The organism is Trichococcus sp. ES5 (assembly GCF_900067165.1).
Lineage (GTDB): Bacteria > Bacillota > Bacilli > Lactobacillales > Aerococcaceae > Trichococcus > Trichococcus flocculiformis.
Genome location: NZ_FJND01000008.1, coordinates 29,366 through 50,447 on the forward strand (window position 1 = coordinate 29,366; position 21,082 = coordinate 50,447).

The 21,082-nt window shown below is 49.1% G+C and carries 16 protein-coding genes, 1 tRNA gene and 1 pseudogene; 14 read left to right on the top strand and 4 right to left on the bottom strand.

Features of this window, described 5'->3' with window-relative positions:
- The first annotated feature begins 59 nt into the window (after nucleotides 1-59).
- Nucleotides 60-1,313, top strand: coding sequence for an MFS transporter (locus TES5_RS07960; RefSeq protein ID WP_143148210.1), 1,254 nt, complete (start codon nucleotides 60-62; stop codon nucleotides 1,311-1,313).
- Nucleotides 1,314-1,482: 169 nt separating this feature from the next.
- Here the strand turns inward: TES5_RS07960 and TES5_RS07965 are convergent, their stop codons facing one another.
- Nucleotides 1,483-4,059: a vitamin B12-dependent ribonucleotide reductase gene (locus TES5_RS07965; RefSeq protein ID WP_068561400.1), complete on the bottom strand. Its 2,577-nt coding sequence runs from the start codon at nucleotides 4,057-4,059 to the stop codon at nucleotides 1,483-1,485.
- A 239-nt stretch (nucleotides 4,060-4,298) separates the two neighbouring features.
- Here TES5_RS07965 and TES5_RS07970 point away from each other — a divergent pair, with 239 nt between their 5' ends.
- Genes TES5_RS07970 through TES5_RS07980 form a run of 3 tightly spaced genes read left to right on the top strand, consistent with a single transcriptional unit; the run spans nucleotide 4,299 to nucleotide 6,074 of the window.
- Nucleotides 4,299-5,120, top strand: a complete 822-nt coding sequence (locus TES5_RS07970; protein ID WP_178137797.1) for an NAD-dependent protein deacylase — start codon at nucleotides 4,299-4,301, stop codon at nucleotides 5,118-5,120.
- Nucleotides 5,110-5,685: a Panacea domain-containing protein gene (locus tag TES5_RS07975; protein ID WP_083546461.1), complete on the top strand. Its 576-nt coding sequence runs from the start codon at nucleotides 5,110-5,112 to the stop codon at nucleotides 5,683-5,685. The genes TES5_RS07970 and TES5_RS07975 overlap by 11 nt, the downstream gene beginning before the upstream one ends.
- On the top strand, nucleotides 5,682-6,074 hold the full coding sequence (locus TES5_RS07980; protein ID WP_068561343.1) for a hypothetical protein: 393 nt from the start codon (nucleotides 5,682-5,684) through the stop codon (nucleotides 6,072-6,074). The genes TES5_RS07975 and TES5_RS07980 overlap by 4 nt, the downstream gene beginning before the upstream one ends.
- Before the next feature lie 154 nt (nucleotides 6,075-6,228).
- Here the strand turns inward: TES5_RS07980 and TES5_RS07985 are convergent.
- A tRNA-Ser gene (locus TES5_RS07985) sits at nucleotides 6,229-6,318 on the bottom strand.
- A gap of 226 nt (nucleotides 6,319-6,544) precedes the next feature.
- On the opposite strand from TES5_RS07985, the gene sstT reads away from it, so the two are divergent.
- Nucleotides 6,545-7,765: a serine/threonine transporter SstT gene (sstT, locus tag TES5_RS07990; RefSeq protein WP_068561344.1), complete on the top strand. Its 1,221-nt coding sequence runs from the start codon at nucleotides 6,545-6,547 to the stop codon at nucleotides 7,763-7,765.
- 200 nt (nucleotides 7,766-7,965) lie between these two features.
- On the opposite strand, the pseudogene TES5_RS14940 reads toward sstT, so the two are convergent.
- Nucleotides 7,966-8,428: pseudogene (locus TES5_RS14940) on the bottom strand (PTS transporter subunit EIIC); the annotation flags it as partial.
- Between the two features lie 45 nt (nucleotides 8,429-8,473).
- Nucleotides 8,474-9,163: an N-acetylmannosamine-6-phosphate 2-epimerase gene (locus TES5_RS08005; protein WP_068561347.1), complete on the bottom strand. Its 690-nt coding sequence runs from the start codon at nucleotides 9,161-9,163 to the stop codon at nucleotides 8,474-8,476.
- 206 nt (nucleotides 9,164-9,369) lie between these two features.
- Between TES5_RS08005 and TES5_RS08010 the strand changes: the two genes are divergently transcribed.
- The 9 genes from TES5_RS08010 to TES5_RS08050 all read left to right on the top strand — a co-directional run bounded on the left by TES5_RS08010 (nucleotide 9,370) and on the right by TES5_RS08050 (nucleotide 21,036).
- Nucleotides 9,370-10,128 (top strand): MurR/RpiR family transcriptional regulator, encoded by a 759-nt coding sequence (locus TES5_RS08010; RefSeq protein ID WP_232309330.1) that lies wholly within the window; start codon nucleotides 9,370-9,372, stop codon nucleotides 10,126-10,128.
- A gap of 108 nt (nucleotides 10,129-10,236) precedes the next feature.
- Nucleotides 10,237-11,619, top strand: a complete 1,383-nt coding sequence (locus TES5_RS08015; protein ID WP_083546462.1) for an MATE family efflux transporter — start codon at nucleotides 10,237-10,239, stop codon at nucleotides 11,617-11,619.
- 198 nt (nucleotides 11,620-11,817) lie between these two features.
- Nucleotides 11,818-13,188 carry a CHAD domain-containing protein gene (locus tag TES5_RS08020; protein ID WP_068561348.1) on the top strand — a complete coding sequence of 457 codons (1,371 nt, stop codon included), beginning with the start codon at nucleotides 11,818-11,820 and terminating at the stop codon, nucleotides 13,186-13,188.
- A 480-nt stretch (nucleotides 13,189-13,668) separates the two neighbouring features.
- Nucleotides 13,669-14,643, top strand: a complete 975-nt coding sequence (locus TES5_RS08025) for a LacI family DNA-binding transcriptional regulator (protein ID WP_068561403.1) — start codon at nucleotides 13,669-13,671, stop codon at nucleotides 14,641-14,643.
- A 349-nt stretch (nucleotides 14,644-14,992) separates the two neighbouring features.
- Nucleotides 14,993-15,934 (top strand): ABC transporter permease, encoded by a 942-nt coding sequence (locus TES5_RS08030; RefSeq protein WP_068561349.1) that lies wholly within the window; start codon nucleotides 14,993-14,995, stop codon nucleotides 15,932-15,934.
- Nucleotides 15,935-15,948: 14 nt separating this feature from the next.
- The gene (locus TES5_RS08035; protein WP_068561350.1) at nucleotides 15,949-16,830 is read left to right on the top strand and encodes a carbohydrate ABC transporter permease; all 882 of its coding nucleotides are present in this window, start codon (nucleotides 15,949-15,951) and stop codon (nucleotides 16,828-16,830) included.
- A gap of 46 nt (nucleotides 16,831-16,876) precedes the next feature.
- The gene (locus TES5_RS08040) at nucleotides 16,877-18,490 is read left to right on the top strand and encodes an ABC transporter substrate-binding protein (protein WP_068561351.1); all 1,614 of its coding nucleotides are present in this window, start codon (nucleotides 16,877-16,879) and stop codon (nucleotides 18,488-18,490) included.
- A 41-nt stretch (nucleotides 18,491-18,531) separates the two neighbouring features.
- The gene (locus TES5_RS08045) at nucleotides 18,532-20,031 is read left to right on the top strand and encodes a glycoside hydrolase family 32 protein (RefSeq protein WP_178137798.1); all 1,500 of its coding nucleotides are present in this window, start codon (nucleotides 18,532-18,534) and stop codon (nucleotides 20,029-20,031) included.
- Between the two features lie 51 nt (nucleotides 20,032-20,082).
- Nucleotides 20,083-21,036, top strand: a complete 954-nt coding sequence (locus TES5_RS08050; protein WP_068561353.1) for a carbohydrate kinase family protein — start codon at nucleotides 20,083-20,085, stop codon at nucleotides 21,034-21,036.
- Nucleotides 21,037-21,082: the final 46 nt, after the last annotated feature.

The window sequence follows — 21,082 nt, forward strand, 5'->3', positions numbered from 1 at the left end:
TCTGAACGCAGTCATTTTGGGGACGATAACCGCCTCTCCAGCAAGGAAGTGCAAACAATGTGATCAAGCAAATAAAATATGAAAAGTGGCAGCGTCAAACCGCTCTCTTTCTGGGCAGCCAGACGATTTCCCTGTTCGGCTCGTCGCTTGTCCAATACGCGATATTCTGGTACCTGACCTTGGAAACGCAATCCGGCGTCATCATGACCTTATCGACCAGCTTCGGCTTTCTGCCAACTTTCTTCATCTCGCCGTTCGCCGGGGTGTGGGCCGACCGCTATAACCGGAAGCGCCTGATCATCCTTTCCGACGGCATCACCGCGCTCTCGACATTGGTGCTGGTCCTGCTGTTTTTGGCCGGGCAGCGTTCCATCTGGATCCTGTTGGCGACATCGGCCATCCGCGCATTGGGTGCGGGCATCCAGATGCCGGCGGTCGGCGCCATACTGCCGCAGGTCGTCCCTGAAAAGGAGCTGACCCGGATCAACGGGCTCAACGGCAGCATCCAAGCTGTCGTCATGCTGGTTTCGCCGATGATCAGCGGCGCGCTTTACCAATTTGCGCCGATGGAAGGTATCTTCCTGATCGATATCGTGACAGCGGCTTTGGCGATCGCCATCCTCGTGTTCTTCCTTAAAGTCCCTACGCATGAAAAAGCCAGCCGGGAACAAGTCAGCAATTACCTGCAGGACATGATGCTAGGCTTCAGCTATATCCAAAATCATACTTTTATCAAAAGGCTGTTCCTCTATTTTTCGCTTGCCTTCTTCATGGCAGCACCGGTGTCGTTCCTGTCACCGCTGCAGGTTGCGCGCTCGTTCGGCGACGACGTCTGGCGCTTGACGGCGATCGAAATCGCCTTTTCGATCGGGATGATCGGCGGCGGCCTCTGGATCGCGTCATGGGGCGGCTTCAAGAACCGGATCCATTCCATCGCTTTTGCGATCGGGGCCATGGGCTTGTGCACCTTCGGGATGGGCGTGATTCCGAATTTCTGGATTTACCTTTTCCTGATGGGTCTCGTCGGTCTCGTTATCCCGCTCCTGAACGCTCCGAGCATGACGCTGCTGCAGGAAAAGGTCGAGGAAGATTTCCTCGGACGCGTCTTCGGCATCCAAAGCATGGTTGCTAGTTCGATGATGCCGCTGGGGATGCTGATTTTCGGACCGCTGGCAGACCGGATGGCGATCGAAATCCTGATGGCTGTATCGGGCCTATTCCTGATGGTCGTGGCCTTCTTCGCCATCCGCGACCGGGTCCTGCTTGAAGCAGGCAAACCCGAACCTTCGGACACCGGAAAAGAATCAAACTAAAGACTGGAGCTGCCGTATTCGGCAGCTCTTTTTTATGGTTGTCCGATACTTTATGTTAATCGGACAAGCAGCATCCGCAGCGCAAGACGAGCAGCAAAGCATGAATGTCGGCAAACCACAAAGAAGAACCCATCCTAAAATCGGACGGGTTCTTCTTAAGTTAATCAGTTTACAAACCGCATTTCAGCTGTGCGCCGCAGTTGGTACAGGTGTTGCAGCCGCCCAGATCTTCGACCGTCCCTTGACGGCAGATCGGGCAAGTGTCGCCGATTTCGTTGCCGATTGTGACGTCGGTAGCTTCGAGATTGGCTATCGAATCAACCAGGAAAGTCTTGTCCTTGTTGATTTTGACGTGCTCTTTCTCTTCCTCGAGCTTGCCTTCCTCATCCCAGACATTTTCTTCGGCTTTCAGCGTCAGTACCTGGGAATCACGGCTGCCGTCCACATAGACTGTTCCGCCTTTGGCACCGCCCAAGTAAAGGCGCTCATAGATCTTTTCGACCTGATCGACAGTGTAGCCTTTCGGTGCGTTCACCGTTTTCGAAATGGAGCTGTCGACCCAGCGTTGGATCGTTGTCTGCACATCCACATGCTCTTCAGGCGCAAGTGTCATGGCAGCCACGAAGTAATCAGGAAGGTTCTTCGCATCGGCATCCGGATGGCGATCCAGATATTCTTGGACGATATCCGCCTTCACTTCGATGAATTTGCCGAGGCGTCCGCTGCGGTAATACGTGAATGAGAAGTAAGGCTCGAGTCCGGTGGAAACACCGGCCATCGTCCCGGTCGATCCGGTAGGTGCCACCGTCAACAAGTGCGAGTTACGGATGCCATATTTCAGGACACCTTCGCGGATGTGTTCAGGCATTTTTTTCATGTAGCCTGTATTGATGAAACGTTCGCGCAGGATCTGCGTCTCTTTACCGCTCTGTCCGACCAGGAACGGGAAGCTGCCGCGCGTTTTCGCCAACTCGATGCTTTCCTCGTAGGCCGCCACAGCGATCGTTTCGAATACTTGATCGATCAGCTGCAGGCTTTCCAGTGAACCGTAACGGACGCCGCAATAGATCAGCATGTCGGCCAAGCCCATGATCCCCAAGCCGATCCGACGTTCGCCAAGCGCTTGTTTTTTGTTTTCCTCCAGGAAGTAAGGAGTGGAGTCGATGACATTGTCCTGCATATGGATGCCGATGCGGACGGTCTGCTCCAATTTGGCGAAATCGACCATCTGCAGATCCTTGTTGACCATTTCAGCCAAGTTTACAGCGGCCAGATTACAGACGGAATAAGCTGCCAGTGGCTGTTCACCGCAAGGATTGGTCGCGACGACCTTTTGACCATAAGCTGTTGCGTTCGTCATCTTGTTGGCATTGTCGATGAAGAAGATGCCAGGCTCCGCCGCATAAGTGGCGCAGACATTGATCAGCCGCCACAATTCACGGGCTTTGACGGTCCGGTAGGTGCGGACAGCATTGCCGGTAGCTTCCCATTCGCGGACATCGCCGCAGTTGGTCCATTCGGCATCATAGTGCGCCATCGCGTCCGCGTCGTAATGTTCGACATCCGGGAAACGCAGTGCATATTCCTCACCCCGCATCACTGCGTCCATGAAGTCGTCGGTGATGCAGACGGAGATGTTGGCGCCGGTCAGGAATTCAGGATTGTTGACGCTGTAGGTGCCCCCATCGCGCAATTTCTTCTCGGATTCATGGATGACCGATGCATCAAATCCGCCATGCCCCGGGATGTGTTTATAGTTGACAATACCTGTGTACATGTTGATTTCTTTAGGTGAAAATGGTTTGAAATGCAGCTTCTCCTTCGCCAACATGCGGATCTGTTCATCTTCGAAGTTTTCGATAATGTAGCGAAGGATGCGTGGATTTTGCATTTTCGAAATGATGAACTCAAAGATATCCGGATGCCAGTCGGCCAACATAATCATCTGGGCACCACGACGGGAACCGCCTTGTTCGACTAAATGCGTCAGCTTGGCGATGTCATCCATCCAGGAGACGGATCCGGAAGAGCGGCCATTGACGCCTTTTACGATTGTATGGCGCGGGCGCAATGTCGAACCGTTTGAACCGACGCCTCCGCCACGGCTCATGATTTCCATGACTTTCTTGCGGTGATCGGAAATACCGCCGCGCGAATCGGGCACGAAAGGCATGACATAACAGTTGAAATAAGTGACATCGGTACCCGATCCGGCGCCGTAGAGCACGCGTCCGGCCGGGATGAAATTCAAGGCTTTTTGTTCTTCATAGAATTTCAGGAAAGCTTCATGGCGCAGTTCCGGCGTGATTTCTACATCAGCCAAGCCATGAGCATTACGCATCGCAATCTGTTCGTAGAAAAGCTCCAGCGGTTTGTCCAACGTCAGAATCCGGCGCGTCACGATGCCGCCTTCCTCGACTTCGAAATCATCGATGTTGTGCTGGTACTCCGCGGAAACTCTGATGCGGGCCGTCTGTTCCTTAGGGTTGATGGAGAGTATGGTGCCGGTTCCTCGAGTTGGGTATTTAGGATCCTCTTTGACCGTCAAGATAACCAGATCCCCTTCGGAAAGGGTCTCCTTTGTGGAATCCTTGTAGGAATAACGATCCAGCATGACGAGGCGGGACACGCCTTCGTACGTGACGTGCATATCTTCCGTAATCGGAAACACATGCGGGAACCGCTCGATGTCCTTGTTTAATTTTTCGAATCCTGCTTTAAATGTGGTCTTTGTTCCATCCACAATAATCACTCCTTCATTTATGGTGAAAACACTAGATGTTGTGCTGTTGGTTTGATTCTCATACCATATATGTTAATTCTGTTCACCGGATAAATCAAGGGGAACAGTCGGGAAGCTGTATTTTGCAAATGGATGAAAACGTTGTTTGGGTGGACGAGGGTGGGTTTGTAATAATATATCGGCCAATAAGAAGAGGGCATTGTGCGTCGGGATGGGGTTGTCGGCCATACGCCCAGGAAAGAATGCGAAATAGTACCCGGTCAGCCATACCGAAAGCTATAATAAAGACAGAAAGAACAACATCCGAAAGGAGCCCAAGCATGAACGATAAAGAACATTTCGCGGATATGATCCGCAAATCAAAACGCATCGTCGCCTTCACTGGGGCGGGCATCAGCACGGAGAGCGGGATCCCGGATTTCCGGTCGGCGGGTGGGATGTTCGACAGGTTGAGCGGCCGCCATTTCACTGGCGAAGAGACGCTCAGCATCGGTTTTCTGGAGACGTATCCCGAACTATTCTTCCGCAATTATGCGGAGCACTTCAATTTTTCGCAGGCGCTCCCGAACGCAGGGCACCGATTCTTTGCGGCGCTCGAGCAGACAGGCAAAGAAGTCACCGTCGTCACGCAGAACATCGACAATCTGCACCAGTCAGCCGGCAGCCGCACTGTCATCGAGCTGCACGGCAACGGGACGAGATGGCGGACGTTCGAAACGGCCGAAGCCACCGAAACCACCCAAATCAGCATAGACGCACAAGGCATCCAGCGCGATTCCCAAGGCCGGATGGTGCGTCCGGACATCGTGCTCTACGGCGAGATGCTCGACGAGGAGGCGATGGAGCGCGCGGCTGCAGCAATCGGCGCCGCGGACATGCTTGTGGTCATCGGCACCTCGTTGGCGGTCTATCCGGCCGCAAGTTTCGTCCATTATTTCAAAGGACCGTACACAGTCCTCCTGAACCGTACACCCGTGCCGCAGTCATTGAACTTCCAGTTGGCCGTACAGACCGACGCCGGCGCTTTTTTGGCGGACGTCTGGAAAGAATATTTTGAAAAATGAACTAAACTGCGCCTTGATGGAAATGGCATTCAGGAAAGGGGACGTCATTATGGCGAAGCTGAGACAGCTCGCGAGGTATCTGGTCTATTCCTACGAAAACCATACAGCAGCCCGATTCGGCGACAATGAGCTGAAGTTGCAGACGATGCTTTATTTCGCGCAGCGGGAATGTTTGGCGCTGGTCGGAGAGACGTTGTTTGAGGATAGCTTTGAAGGTTGGGAAGAAGGGCCGGTGCTGCCGGAACTGTATTTCTTCTTCGAGGAAGACTACGATCCCTTCGAACCGTTGGAAATGAAAAAGTTGACGGAGCGCGAACAGTTCATCCTCGATCGCGTCGTTCTTTCCTACGGGCAGTATGGAGACTGGTACCTGGCGGATTTGGCGCGCCGTGAAACATCCTGGCGCAACAGCAGGCCAGGTGTCGCGGAAGAAGCAACCGTACCCAAACTGCTGGAACTTGCGGATATCCGCGCGGATGCAAAAAAAGTGCGGCTGTATGATACGTTGTTTGATGTTTATCTGGATGAATTTGAGGATTTTGAAGGGGAGGTGCTGAGATCATGAAAGAAACGCAAGCTTACATCGGTATTATCGTTAAGACCCGGTTTGCCTATCACGATTTAAATACGGACAAAATCGCCTTCAAATCGCGTCCGTTCCTGATCATAGGTGCGGAATACGATGAGTTTCCTTGCGATTTCACGGCCTTTCCGATTTCGAAAGTGTCCGTCAGCCAGAACATCGATCCGGTCCACGACATCAAAGTCGCAAAAGAGCGGTACCCCAAACTGAGCCTGAATGCGGAAGTCTCCTATATCCGCGTCCATAAAATCCAGACGATCCACAGCTCGCAGCTTGCGATCGGGATCCAGTCCTCACTCAGCGAAGACTACCCGGACCTCTATGCCGAGGTGAAGGCGGCTTATCGAGATTTTTCTGGAGGGCTATTTTGACTGAGCCGAACAAGCTCGGCGCGGAAACCAGGACGCAAAACAATAGGAAACAATAAAATTTTTCGAAGGTGTACCGGTTGATTTCGACAAAACAAAAAGCCGGCACCCAAAAATGGATGTCGGCCTTTTGTCTGACAAAATTTAAAAGTTTTTAAGGAGAATGGGGGATTCGAACCCCCGCGCGCCTTTCGACACCTAACGCATTTCGAGTGCGTCCTCTTCAGCCGGACTTGAGTAATTCTCCATAAAATATATTATAGCGCTTTTCAGCTAATCAGAAAAGAGAAATTGTAAAAAAAGTCACGAAAATCCAGAAAATGCAGAAAGCAAATAATGAGGGATCCAGTTCAACAGACACGCCGTAAGAGAAAAGTGAAAGGTATTCTTCCTAGGGAGATTAAATTATGGTAATATGAAAACCTATGTACTCATTTTATTGTAATTTTTGCATACATCAGGAGGAATTTGAATTGTATAAATTAATGAATCACTGGTACAAGCTGAGTCTTGTCAAACGTATCATCGCCGGTTTGGTCATCGGTATCATTCTTGCTGTCACTATACCGGACATAGCAAAACCGATCACAATTTTTGGTGCGTTGTTTGTCGGAGCTTTAAAAGCGATTGCGCCGATGCTGGTCTTTTTCTTGGTTGCATCCGCAATTTCGCAGCACAAAAAAGGCCAAGAGACGAACATGAAGTCTGTTATTGTGCTCTACCTTTTAGGAACGTTCTTGGCGGCACTCGTAGCGGTTATCGCAAGCTTCCTCTTCCCGGTGACTTTGACATTGGGTTCAGGAGTTGAGGATGTCACTGCTCCAGGCGGTGTAATGGAAGTCCTGAAAGCTTTGTTGTTGAACGTTGTGGATAATCCAATCAAGGCGCTCTACAATGCCAACTACATCGGCATCTTGTCTTGGGCTCTCATGCTCGGTTTTACTTTGAAGAACGCTGCGGCTTCAACCAAGTTAGTGCTGTCCAATGTTTCTGATGCATTGACGGAAATGGTCCGAATTGTCATTGCATTCGCTCCGTTGGGGATCATGGGTCTTGTTTTCGATGTCATCGCTACAAGCGGAATCGGCGTATTATTGGGCTATGGGAAACTGGTTGCGGTACTGATCGGTTGTATGCTGTTCGTCGCTTTGGTCGTCAATCCGATCATCGTCTACATCTATATCCGTTCCAATCCGTTCCCGCTCGTCTTCAGATGTTTGAGGGAAAGTGGCATCACTGCTTTCTTCACAAGAAGCTCGGCTGCGAACATTCCCGTCAACATGACGCTTTGCGAGGACCTTGGATTGGACAGGGATACTTACTCCGTTTCCATTCCGCTGGGTGCAACGATCAATATGGCTGGTGCGGCGGTAACGATTTCCGTTCTTACTTTAGCTGCTGTAAACACATTGGGTATCCCTGTGGATTTCGGTACAGCTTTCATCCTTAGTGTCTTGGCAGCGATCAGCGCTTGCGGAGCATCGGGTGTTGCTGGTGGGTCACTGTTGCTTATCCCGTTAGCAGCAAGTCTGTTCGGTATCCCGAATGATGTGGCTATGCAAATAGTCGGTGTCGGTTTTATCATCGGCGTCCTTCAAGATTCCTTTGAGACAGCTCTTAACTCATCGACCGATGTCCTTTTCACTGCGACAGCAGAATTTGCGGAGCGACGCAAGCAAGGCATCAAAATCTGATTCAAAACCGTACAGCAAAAAAACCACTGATCCCTATGTCGGGTCAGTGTTTTTTTTGATTTGTAGATTGATTACTATCTGGTCTGGCATCAATGAGGCTGTGACCATCGAACACCAGACAGATGTGTGATTTCTCGGCAGTTCGCAACGCCATACTAGCCGTATGCCCGACAGAAGGGCAATCTGTCGGGTGTTATGCGGTTTTCGCTATTTAATTGCGCGAAGAAGATGTTTTGGGCACCGGCAACGGTTTGACCCGCTACAACTTCGCTTCCGCCCAAAGAGCTGTACCAGAACAGCGGATAAATCGTATGGTGCAAACCGACTGCGCCTGTCAAACGAAGCAAAAAGCCGTACAAGAACGTTCCGAAACTGCCCATAGCTGCGATGGCTGTACCAGCGGATGTCAGTGCACCTTGGATCGGTGGCCAAACCAGCAGTTCCTTTATCTCCGTTCGCGAGACCGACAGCGACCCCGATGGTGAAGATGAGCGCCAAATTGGCAAAGACGGCATTTCCGGCAAAACTCATGATGCTCAAGATCGTCTGCAACCATTCAATGTCAAGGAACGGATAGGCGGCCAAGGTGCTTGGGTTGGTCAATGCTCCACCGAAACCCAGTAAAAGGCCGGCAGCGGGCAGAATGGCGATCGGGAGCATCATGGCTCTTCAGACTTGAGAGAATTTTTTAAACATGTTTTTCACTCCTTATTTTAAGTTGTCAACGAAACGTTTCGCAATTTCTTTTGGCCGTGTGATGGAACCTCCTACGACAATTCCTGCTACACCCAAATCCTGGATTGCTTTAGCTTGTTCAGGCGTATGGATTTTACCTTCGGCGATGACATCCACACCGGCCTCCACCAGTTTTTTCATCAAGGTGATATCCGGCACATCCTGTTGGGTGCTTTCCGCTGTGTAACCGCTTAGCGTTGTGCCGATAAAATCGATTCCTTCATTGAAAGCGTTGATTCCTTCCTCAAAGGTGGCGATATCCGCCATGAACAATTGATCGGGATATTTTTCTTTAATTTCTTTGATGAAGGCATTGATTGTTTTACCGTCATAGCGTTCCCGCAAAGTGCAATCCAAGGCAATGACTTCTACACCCGTTTCAACCAATTCATCGATTTCCTTCATGGTAGCCGTAATAAATGGTGCTTGAGGGGGGTAATCACGTTTGATGATCCCGATAATCGGTAAATCAACTTTTTCCTTAATTTGTTGAATATCCCTTACCGATTCGGCACGAATTCCGACTGCACCAGCTTGTTCAGCTGCAAGAGCCATCAAAGGCATGATGCCGCCTTCTTCTGTGTATAAAGGTTCTCCCGGTTGCGCTTGACAAGAGACAATAATGCCGCCACGGACTTTGTTGATGAAATCTTCCTTCTTCATGGATATTTCCTCCGTTATTTATTTTATTCCGGAGTTAATCTCCGTAAATAAAATATTGCACACGCTTTCATGTTTGTAAACAGGTAATTTGCATTTTTAAAAGTTCGTGTATAATGAGAGTCATAAACAGGAAAAGGAATGACTTTATGGGACTAGCTCAACTGATTCAAGAAAAATATCACGCGTTGACGAAATCCTAGAAACGGATTGCGAATTACTTATTGAAAAATCAAGAACAGGCTGTGTATCAGACAATGAAGGATGTGACCGAGGAAGTAAAAGTAGGCGATGCAACACTGATCCGCTTTTCTCAGAAGATCGGTTTCAATGGCTTTTCTGATTTGAAAATTGCTATCGCCAAGGAGGAATTCGCTAGCCAGTATGAAGGGGATAACGATCACCAATTTTACGATCGGATTTTGGAGAACCAGATCAAGGTTTTGGAATCGACCCGACTGTTACTCGATCCGGAAGTAGTTCTGCATGCGATCGAAGCTCTCACTAAAGCAAAACGGATCTACATCATCGGTGTTGGATCGAGTGGTTTGTCGGCGGCTTCGTTGGAAAAGATGTTGCTCCGGGTAGGGGTGCACGCGAACCATATCGTTGATCCGCATTTTCAAGCCCATGCCTTAGCCTTGCTGGGACCGGAAGATCTCGTGATCTGTTTCTCATTGAGCGGCCGTACCAAAGATATCCACGATTCTTTGAAAATAGCCAAAGAAAATCATACGCCTATCATTGCGATCACTAATTTCTTATCTTCGCCCATTGCTGCCTTAGGTGATATTGTCCTGCAGACCGCCAATAAGGAATTCTTTGACGGTGGATCGTTGGCCGGGAAAATATCACAATTGTATATTTCGGAGACGCTGGTACGGGGATATGAAATAAAAAATAAAATCAAAACGGTCGAATTACGGGAAAAGGTATTGCGTTCCATTATTGATAAAACCTTGGATTGATTTTGCAGCATGATTGCGCAAAACTATGCTATGCTAAAAGGGAACCGTGAAGCTGGACGAGCGGGGGCCGACTGGAGCGAGCGGAGTAAGAGTCGTAGGAGGATGATTATGGGGGAAGAGAAGCAAGCGGACATGAAGCAGCCGAAAAGTCCGATCAACAAGGAAATCATGAACATCGCGTGGCCGGTTCTGATCGAACTGGTCCTGAGTTCGTTGTTCGGGATGATAAACATGATGATGTTGGGGAATATCGCTGATCATGGCTATGCTGCGGCAGCTGTTGCCGCTGTTGGGGTGACAAATCAGCCGTTGTTCCTCGGACTGGCCGTGGTGCAGGCTTTGAATATCGGCGGCACAGCATTGATCGCCCGCTATTTCGGAGCCGGAAAACACGACCGAATGGAAAATGTCATGAAGCATGTCATGATCATCAGTATGATCCTTTCCGCTCCGTTAGCCCTAGCTGCCTTTGTCTATGCCGATCAGATCATGGCTTTCATGGGCGCACAGCAGGATACGATTGAAGTCGGGCGGATCTATTTCCGCATCATCTGCATCAGCTATCTCCTTCAATCCTTTAATTTCAGCATTTCCGGATCCTTGCGCGGGATCGGAGAAACGCAGATTCCGATGGGTGTGAACCTGCAAGCAAATTTTCTGAATGTGATCGGTAATGCGCTACTGATATACGGCCTTTTCGGTGTTCCGGCATTGGGCATCCAAGGCGCAGCGATTTCGACAGTCATTGCCAACACAGTGGCGTGCAGTCTACTGATTCGCTATTTACGCTCGGGCAAGAGCAAATTAAATTTTTCTTTCGCTCATCCGTTCCATTTTTCAATGAAAACAATGAAAAGTTTGGCCAAAATCGGACTGCCTTCAGCGCTGGAACAATTGGCGCTGCGTTCCGGGATGATTCTGTTTATCCAGATCGTGTCGGGCCTGGGGACAGTCGTCTTTGCCGCCCATAACATCGGCATGAACATCCTGACGCTATCATTCACACTTGGACAAGCCTTTGGGATCGCGGCTTCTTCGTTAGTCGGTAGAGCATTGGGTGCCGGCGATGCAAACCTGGCCGAAAAATATGCTTCACGGACCGGAAAAATCGGCAGTATGTGTGGTGCCATACTCGGCTTGGCCTTCTTTTTCGGCGCCGAGTACATCGTGAGCTTCTATTCCAGCGATCCGGAAATCATTCGGAATGCCGCAATCGCCATCCGGGTTGCGGCCATTACCCAACCATTCCAGTCACATCAACTGATTGTCGCAGGTTCCTTGCGGGGGGCAGGGGATACGATTTTCCCACTGATTTCGACTTTCTTGGGAATATTGATCATCCGGGTGGCAGCCGCTACCTTCTTCGTACAAGTGCTCGGGCTGGGCCTTCTGGGTGCTTGGCTGGCCGTCATGCTGGATCAGATCATCCGCTGGTTCCTGATTGCGATGCGCTTCCGATCCGGAAAGTGGAAAAGGATGAAGTTGGCTTAAGACTGCTCGGAATAAATAAGCGCCGTTGTGCACATCAAAAATGTAATCAGCTTTTATTTGTCCGCCTCTTTCCGAGAAAGTGGCGGATTTTTTTCACATGCCTTGGGGAAAATGTTATACTATCAAGTGAGAGAACGGTTACAAAAACGGGACGTGATATCCGTATTTGGAGCACCGAAACAAAGGAGGATGAGCCGTATGGGAGGACAACTGATACTGATTCGACATGGCATCGCAGAAGAACGCACGCCTGAGGGAGATGATTTCTACAGAAAATTGACGGAAGCAGGAGTGGAGGAACTGACTGCATTTCTGCCCGACATCGCACATTTACTTACTGAGAGCGGAAACCTGAGGATATGGACAAGCCCACTGGTACGGGCGCGTCAGACTGCTGAATTGTTGGCTGAGGCGGCAGCTGTTGAAGAAATCGAACAGAAGGAATTTTTAGCTACAGGCGATTACACAGCCTTCAGAGAAGCACTGGAACTGGAAGAAGCGGGATTCACCCTAGCGCTTGTTGGTCATGAGCCCTATATGAGCAACTGGACGAAAGAATTAATCGGGGCAGCGATCCCATTCAAAAAAGGGGCGATAGCCTTCTTTACGGTAGACTTAGCTGCAGACCCGATCGGAAAGTTGGAATGGCTGTTGGCGCCGGGCGAAGCGGCGAAGCGCAGACACGAAACTGCTAACGAAAAAATGCTTGCGGTCGATAAGCACGAAGGGACGGCGGATTGTGCGCCATGCGAAGGCGAAGATACGCTGTACGCCGGTATCATCAAGGAACAGATGGCAGGCGTTCAACGTGCCTATGCCGCTTATCAACAGGATCCCGTCGAGCCGGAATCTGCGCATGCGTTGCGCGTAGCGATCCGTCAGTTGCGGGCTTTATTGAACTTCAACAAGGCGAACGGTGAGGAAAAATATTACCGGGAAGCCGGCGAAGATTGGCGTGAGATCGCTAGCACCTTCGGCTATCTGCGCGAGCTGGATGTGCTGATGGAAGAATGCCGTGAATTGCGCGGCTTGTATCCGGATATGTTGGCTGAGGACGGCCAGGTGATGACTTGGTTGCTGGAAGAGCGTCAAGGCGAACAGGACAGCATCCATGAATTGATCACAAGTGGCGCATTGACGGAACGCATCCTGGATGCAGAAGCCGCAACTGCCCATTTCCTGAAATCAATCAACTTGGATGATGACCAGCAGAAAAAAGCGACAATCAAGAAAATTGAAAAGATGAAGAAACGACTGATGCGCAAGTGGGAAGAAGTCGACTTCTCCAACCATGAACAGACCCACAGTCTGCGCATCAACGCCAAGAAACTGCGGTATGCTGCTACTTATCTAGCACCCATACTGGGCGAGAAGGATAAGGCCATCATCAAAGAGATGAAGAAAGTCCAGACCGCACTCGGTACGCTCTGCGACTTCGACATCAACGGCCACCTGCTTTTGGAGATGGCCGATAAGACCGACGATCCCGAACTGCAGCACCACTTCAGAACACTCAGCGAACACCAATTCCAACGCAGGGAAGCAATTTTGAACGACGAAACCGAATAACCATAAACAAACAGCTGCGCATTGATCGGTACAAACGATCAATAAGGGCTAATCTCATTAACTTTAGCAACAGGATAACTTTAAATAAAGCGTGGATGCATTCAATTGTGTATTCCCGCTTTTTTTGACTGCGGTCGGGGCGGAATTGTTGAATGTTCCCCAGCTATTCGACAACTCTGGTCCGGCAAGCTGTCAAATTGTCGAATGTTTCTCGCTATTCGACAATATCGGCTCAATCCGGAGTCAAATTGTCGGATCTACCGCCTCTATTCGACAATTTTGGCCACCGCGCGGAGCAGTTCTTCTGAATTCTGAGTGCAGATTGCATCCAAAATACTGAGTAAGAGGGCGTTTTTTTTCGCTGAAGGACGAGGGACGGAATAGTCCCAAAATGCAACTATACTTATTTTGCCGACTCTGCTATCATGATAATTAGCTTGAAAGAATTATAGAGGAAAGGAGGTCATTCAATTGGCAACGATGAAAGATGTAGCTGCTTTGGCAAAAGTCGGTGTCGGTACCGTATCACGCGTCCTGAACAGTTCCGGATCCGTAAAAGAATCAACCCGCAGAAAAGTCGAGGCGGCGATGAAAGAGTTGAACTACATCCCGAACGCCTACGCGCGCGGATTGAAGATGAACAAGACCAACACGGTCGCGCTGATCATTCCGACAATCTGGCATCCGTTTTTTTCGGAATTCGCCTATTATGTGGAGAGCAACTTAGCTGAACATAAATACAAAATGCTGTTGTGCAACTCGGATGTCAGCAGTGATAAAGAACTGGAGTATATCCAGATGGTCCAAGAAAACAAAGTCGACGGCATCATCGGCATCACCTATTCGGATTTGGATAACTTTGTCTCGTCGCATTTGCCCTTCGTCACCATCGATCGTCATTTCAAGGAAGAAACGGTTTGCGTCACATCGGACAACTTTCATGCAGGCCAGCTAGCCGTAGAAAAGTTGGTTGAAAAAGGGTGTCATAAACTCGGTTATATCGGAACGCATTCACGCTTTCCTACTGAGACGACAAAGCGAAGGGATGGCTTTAAGGCGAAAGCTGAACAGATGGGAATTCCTTATGCCATCTACGATGGACAAGATCCCGTTATAGAATTAAAGCAGGAAATCCGAACCTTTTTCGAAGAAAATCCGGATGTGGATGGCATATTTGCCCACACTGATTTCATCGCTCTGGACATCCTCGAAATATTGGAGGAAATGAAACGTAACGTACCGGAAGAGGTGCAGATCATCGGTTGTGATGGCATCAAGATGGAATCCGGTCGCAGACAGATCGTATCGACAATCCGCCAGCCCGTAGATTTGATGGCCAAAGCTGCAGTCGAAAAAATCATTCAGGTGATCGATGGTGAATCCGTCAGAACAAAGATCACTTTGCCTGTCCATTATGTGGAAGGACCGACAACGAAAAATAAAATGTCAAAATAATCTGGCTTAGGTATTGACAGAAAGCGGTTACTGAATTATTATAGGTTTAAATCAAAAACATATTTTTTTGAAGCGGAGTGGAAACGTTTCAATTGCTAAACGGACGTTTCCCTATTTTTGAAATCGTGGGCAGGCTGATGATCCATCGACCGCACCGATTTCAAAAGTAGTGTGCCTTTTCGTTGGCACTGTTTGATCCATTTGATCGGATCATTCGCTTGGATTCTTCAGAATTTATTTTTTTGAACGAAAGTGGAAACGTTTCTATTATCAAATGAAGACGTTTCCGTAATTTTTTTGGGGAAGAGTGGAAACGTTTCAATTTTCAAAAGGAGGAGTCAGAACAGTTATGAAAAAAAGCCAGACAAGTAAGCCAAAAAGAATCACACAGTCGAAATGGGAGTTCGTCAAACAGCACCGAATGCTTTATTATATGCTGTTGCCGGGCCTGATACTCACGCTGGTATTCAAATATTTCCCGATGTACGGCATTCTCTTGGCTTTCAAGGATTATAATCCGCTGCAGGGGATCATGGGGAGTGAATGGGTGGGATTTGAAAATTTCGTCCAGTTCATCGACTCTCCCAACTTCGGAATTCTGTTGGAGAACACGCTCAAAATCAGTATATACGGACTCATTTTGGGATTTTTCCCGCCGATTATCTTGGCATTATCTTTGAACCATCTGATCAGCACAAAATGGAAGAAGCGGTTCCAACTGATTCTGTACGCACCGAACTTCATTTCCTTGGTTATCGTTGTGGGGATGTTGTTCATGTTCCTGGCAGCTGATGGCCCGATCAATGGGTTTATAGAAAGCATTACCGGTTCGCGGATTACATTCATGACGGATCCAGATTATTTCCGGACGCTCTACATCCTATCCGGTATTTGGCAAGGTATGGGTTGGGCATCGGTGCTCTACACGGCGACATTGGCCAACGTGAGTCAAGATTTGATCGATGCAGCTCACATGGACGGCGCTAACATCCTCTATCGTATCTGGTACATCGATCTGCCTGCGATCCGACCAATCATGGTCATCCAGTTCATCCTTTCTGTAGGGGGCATCATGAATGTCGGCTACGAGAAAGCTTTCCTGATGCAGACATCGATGAACCTGCCTGTTTCGGAAATCATCTCGACCTACGTCTACAAAGTCGGTCTGCAGATGGGTGATTACGGGTATTCAACGGCAGTCGGACTATTCAATACAGTCATCAATATCATCTTGTTGCTGGCCGTAAATGCGTTAGCGAACAAAGTAAGCAATGATGATACAGCTTTATAGAGAGGAGAACAAAAATGATAACATTGACAAAATTTGACCGCGGCGTGCTGCTGGTGAATCGCATTCTGATAGGCTTTCTGGTCTTGATAACCCTATCCCCCTTGTTGTACGTATTGATCGCTTCTTTCATGGATCCCTTCATCCTCCGCTCGCAAGGATTGAGTCTGAACCCAGCGAACTGGAGTCTGGATGGCTATAAGAGGGTCTTACAGGATCCGGCCATCATCCGAGGTTTCGTGAATTCGATTTTCTATTCATTCACATACAGCGCGTTGACTGTCGCGGTCTCCATTCTGACCGCCTATCCGTTGTCCAAACAGAAATTGGTTGGAAAACGGCCGATCACGATTTTCCTGATGATTACGATGTTCATCGGAGGCGGCTTGGTTCCAACTTACCTATTGGTGAAAAACCTGGGCATGCTGAATACGGTCTGGGCCATCATCCTTCCCGGATCGATCAACGTCTGGAACATCATCCTGGCGCGAACGTACTTCAAACAACTGCCTACCGAGTTGGAAGAAGCAGCAATCATCGACGGCGCCAATGAAATGCAGATATTCTTCAAAATAATGCTGCCGCTGGCGAAACCGATCATCTTCGTATTGTTCCTCTATGCTTTTGTGGGCCAGTGGAATTCCTACTTCGACGCCATGATCTACTTGAACGATGCAGATCTGCAGCCGCTGCAATTGGTGCTGCGGAAAATATTGATCCAAAATCAACCGCAACAAGACATGATCGGATCCGCCACCCAGATGGCAGAAATGGCGCAATTGGCTGAACTGATCAAATACTCAACAATCGTCATCTCCAGCTTACCGCTTCTGATCATGTATCCATTCTTCCAGAAGTACTTCGATAAAGGGATGATGGCAGGTTCACTCAAAGGTTAGGCAATACGCAACACAAAATAAATACATTATAAGGGAGAAATACAAAATGAGAGTAAAATACCTTGGCACAGCACTATTATCCACAGCAACAGTCCTGACTTTAGCAGCCTGCGGTTCATCCGGTGGCGCCTCTTCTCCAGACTACGAATTGACGGATGTATCCTTCCCATTGGAAGAGACCGTCAGCTTGAAAATGTCCACTTCCAGTTCTCCGTTGGCTCCGGCCGATCCGAACGAAAAGCTGATTTTCCAACGTTTGGAAGAACAATCCGGCGTCAATATCGAATGGAAAAATTATTCTTCTGACTATATCGAAAAACGGAATCTGGACATTTCCAGCGGCGACTTGCCGGATGCCATGTGGAACGCTGGCGCGAGTGACTATGATCTGCTCTCATGGGCAGAAGACGGCATCATCATTCCTTTGGAAGATCTGATCAATGAACACATGCCGAACTTCAAAAAAGTATTGGACGAAAATCCGGAATATTTGGCTATGATCACTGCACCGGACGGCCATATCTACTCACTGCCATGGATCGAAGAGTTGGGCCAGGATAAAGAGTCCATCCACACGGTAAACGATATCCCTTGGATCAATGTCGACTGGCTGGAAGCTTTAGGTTTGGAGATGCCGCAAACGACGGATGAATTGATGGTTGTATTGGAAGCATTCAAAACTCAAGATCCGAACGGCAACGGTGAAGCCGATGAAATCCCGATTTCTTTCATCAACGATGGCGGGAATGAAGACATGAAGTTCCTCTTCGGCGCATTCGGAATCGGCGACAATGATGATCACTTGGTCGTAAATGATGACGGCACGATCGACTTCACGGCCGACAATGAAGAATTCAAAAACGGCGTCGCTTATTTCAATGAAATGTACAACAAAGAGCTGATCGATGTGGAAGCTTTTGAACAGGATTGGAATGCCTACGTGGCGAAAGGGAAAGAGCAATTATTCGGTGTGTACTTCACATGGGATAAAGCGAATGTCTCCGGAGCGAATGATTCTTACGAGCCACTGCCTGCATTGGCTGGTCCAAGCGGAGAAAAACATGTTACGCGTACGAACGGCTTCGGATTCAGCCGCGATCGTTTTGTAATCACCAGCGCCAACAAAAATCTGGAGTTGACTGCCAAATGGGCAGATCAGATGTATGTGCCGATCCAATCTGTACAGAACAACTGGGGTACATATGGGGATGAAACGCAACAAAATATCTTTGAATATGTAGAAGCAACGAATTCGTTGAAACACTTGCCTTTGGAAGGCACAGCACCGGGCGAATTGCGTCAAAAAACCGAAGCTGGCGGACCGTTGGCAATTTTGGACGAGTACTACGGAACTGTGACGACAATGCCGGATGATGCACAATGGCGTTTGGATATCTTCAAAGACACGTACTTGGCTGATGTTCATAATCAATTCAATTATCCTCGCGTATTCTTGTCATTGGAACAGGCTGACCGGATCGCACAGATCGACGCGGACTTGATGCCGTTCGTCAACAGAAAACGTGCAGAATGGATCGCAAACGGCAAAATTGCCGAAGAGTGGGATGCTTACCTGGAAGAACTGAACCGTCTGGGACTGGAAGAATGGATGCAGATCAAACAAGACGCATATGATACTTACTTATTAAACAATAAATAACCACATAGAAAATAAAACAAATCCAAGAAATGAGGGGTAGCGTGAACACTCAGAGTCAATTGGCTTACTCGACAGATCGTGCCAACCAATATATAGCAGAAAACAAGGGAACAGTGAATCCTCTTTACCGGAATCGCTATCATGCATCACCGCCAGTCGGCTGGATGAACGATCCGAACGGCTTCGTCCAGTACCAAGGGGCGTACCACCTGTTTTATCAATTCCACCCGTATGATGCGAAATGGGGCCCGATGCACTGGGGCCACATGAAGTCGACGGACTTGATCCATTGGGAAGACTTGCCTGTCGCCTTGGCGCCGGATCAAGCGTATGATCGATTCGGTTGTTTCTCAGGAAGCGCCATCGAACGGGACGGAAAATTGTATCTGCTTTATACAGGCGTAACCGAAGCCGATGCAGAAGGCGTGCATCACCAGGTGCAGTGCCTGGCGGTATCGGAGGATGGGCTGCACTTCGAGAAAGTGCAGCAAAATCCGGTCATTGCGATTTCAGCATTACCGGAAGATGCTTCCCAGGTCGACTTCCGGGATCCGAAAGTCTTTGAGCACGAAGGCACGTACTACACGGTAGTCGCCTCCAAGGCTGGCGACGAGACAGGGCAAATTTTGCTTTACCAAACTGCTGACTTGGTGGAATGGGAGTTTGCCTCCGTCTTCCTGAAGGGGAACAAAGAGCAAGGGATCATGTGGGAATGCCCGGATTTCTTCCGCTTGGATGGGAAAGATTGCTTGATCTTTTCTCCGATGAAATGGCCGCAGGACGGGGATAACTATCAGAATCTGAATGCCTCGGTCTTGGCTGTCGGCGAAGTGGATTGGGCGACAAAACAGTTCCACCCGGAAAGTTATCAGGAATTGGATCACGGTTTGGACTATTATGCTCCTCAAAGCCTGGAGGATGACAAAGGCAGAAGAATCTGTATCGGCTGGATGCAGATGTGGGGAAGAAATTTTCCGACAGATACGCTGGGCCACAACTGGACGGGATCAATGACGATTCCGCGGGAGTTGAAATGGGAAGACGGCCAGCTGAAGCAATATCCGATCGGTATCGTAGCCAACAAAGATAATCAGGGAGAAATCAGCCCGGTGATCACAATGGCGGATACTAAAGAATCAATCGTAGGCATCGCAGGGGACTGCGGATTGCTGACACTGAAAGTGGATACGTCCGGATTGGAAAAACTGTCCATCCATCTGCGTGAGAACGAGAACGAAAGAACCGTAGTCTACTATGATAAAGCAAAGAATGAATTAGGATTCGATCGATCTGCAAGCGGCATCGAACTGAAAGGGGAGGAAGCACATCCTCCTGTCAGCCGGAAAGTCGCGTTGTCCGGAAAGAGCGATCATCTTGAACTCGCCATTTACCTGGACAGTTCGTCGGTTGAAGTGTTTGAGAAAAATGGTGAAGTAGTCATGACTTCAAACGTATATCCAACTGCGGAAGCGAAAGGCATCTCCTTTGAATGCAGCGGCATAGCGGTATTTGAGGAAGCGACTTTTACGCCCTTTATCTGATCGGGAATTCAGGTTTTTTGGAACAAATAACTGCAACCGAAAGGAGACGTTATGCGGAGAGTTTATACTATTGGAGAAATACTGATTGATTTTTTCCCGAGTGAAATCGGGGTGCCCTTAAAGGAGGTTTCCGGTTTCACGAAGCAACCGGGAGGCGCGCCTGCTAATGTTGCGGTGACGGTTAGCCGCCTAGTCGGGAACGCGAGCTTCATCGGTAAAGTGGGTCAGGATGCCTTCGGGGATTATCTGACTGATGTGCTCAAACAGAATCAGGTGGACACCCATCACCTGTTCCGGACCACTGAGGCAAACACGGCGCTGGCGTTTGTGTCGCTCCAGGAAAATGGGGAGCGCGAATTCAGTTTCTACCGCAATCCCAGCGCGGATATGTTGTTGAACAAGGAAGAACTGAATGAGCTTGTTTTCACCGCTGCAGATATCCTGCATTTTTGCTCGGTCGATCTGATCGAAGCACCCGTAAAGTATGCGCATCTTGCCGCTTTGGAAAAAATGCAGCAGGCCGGCGGAACGATCGTTTTCGATCCGAATGTGCGCTTGAATCTCTGGCCGGATCCGGAAATGCTGAAGCAGACGATCCAGGAATTCCTGCCGTATGCCGACATCCTGAAAATCAGCGATGATGAATTGGCCTTCATTACGGGCATGGATTCGGAAGCGGATGGGATAGCAGCATTGCTGAAGACGGAACCGAAACTGCTGATCTTCACCAAAGGCAGCAAGGGAGCGGATCTGTACTTCAAAGGCGAGAAAGCCAGCGTTGAAGGAATCAGCGTTAAAGCAGTCGATACGACAGGGGCAGGCGACTCGTTCATCGGGTCCTTCCTCTATCAGATCGCCGGCAAGGATGCTTGGGAAGACTGCACGTTGGATGAAATCCGCGAGATGGGCCTGTTCGCCAATCGTGTGGCCGCATTGGTGACGACGCGACCTGGTGGCATGCAATCCATCCCGACCTTGCAGGAAGTATTGAGCTTGGAAGTGTAATAAATCAAAAAAACAGGGCGGAATTCCTATGTGGATAGCCCTGTTT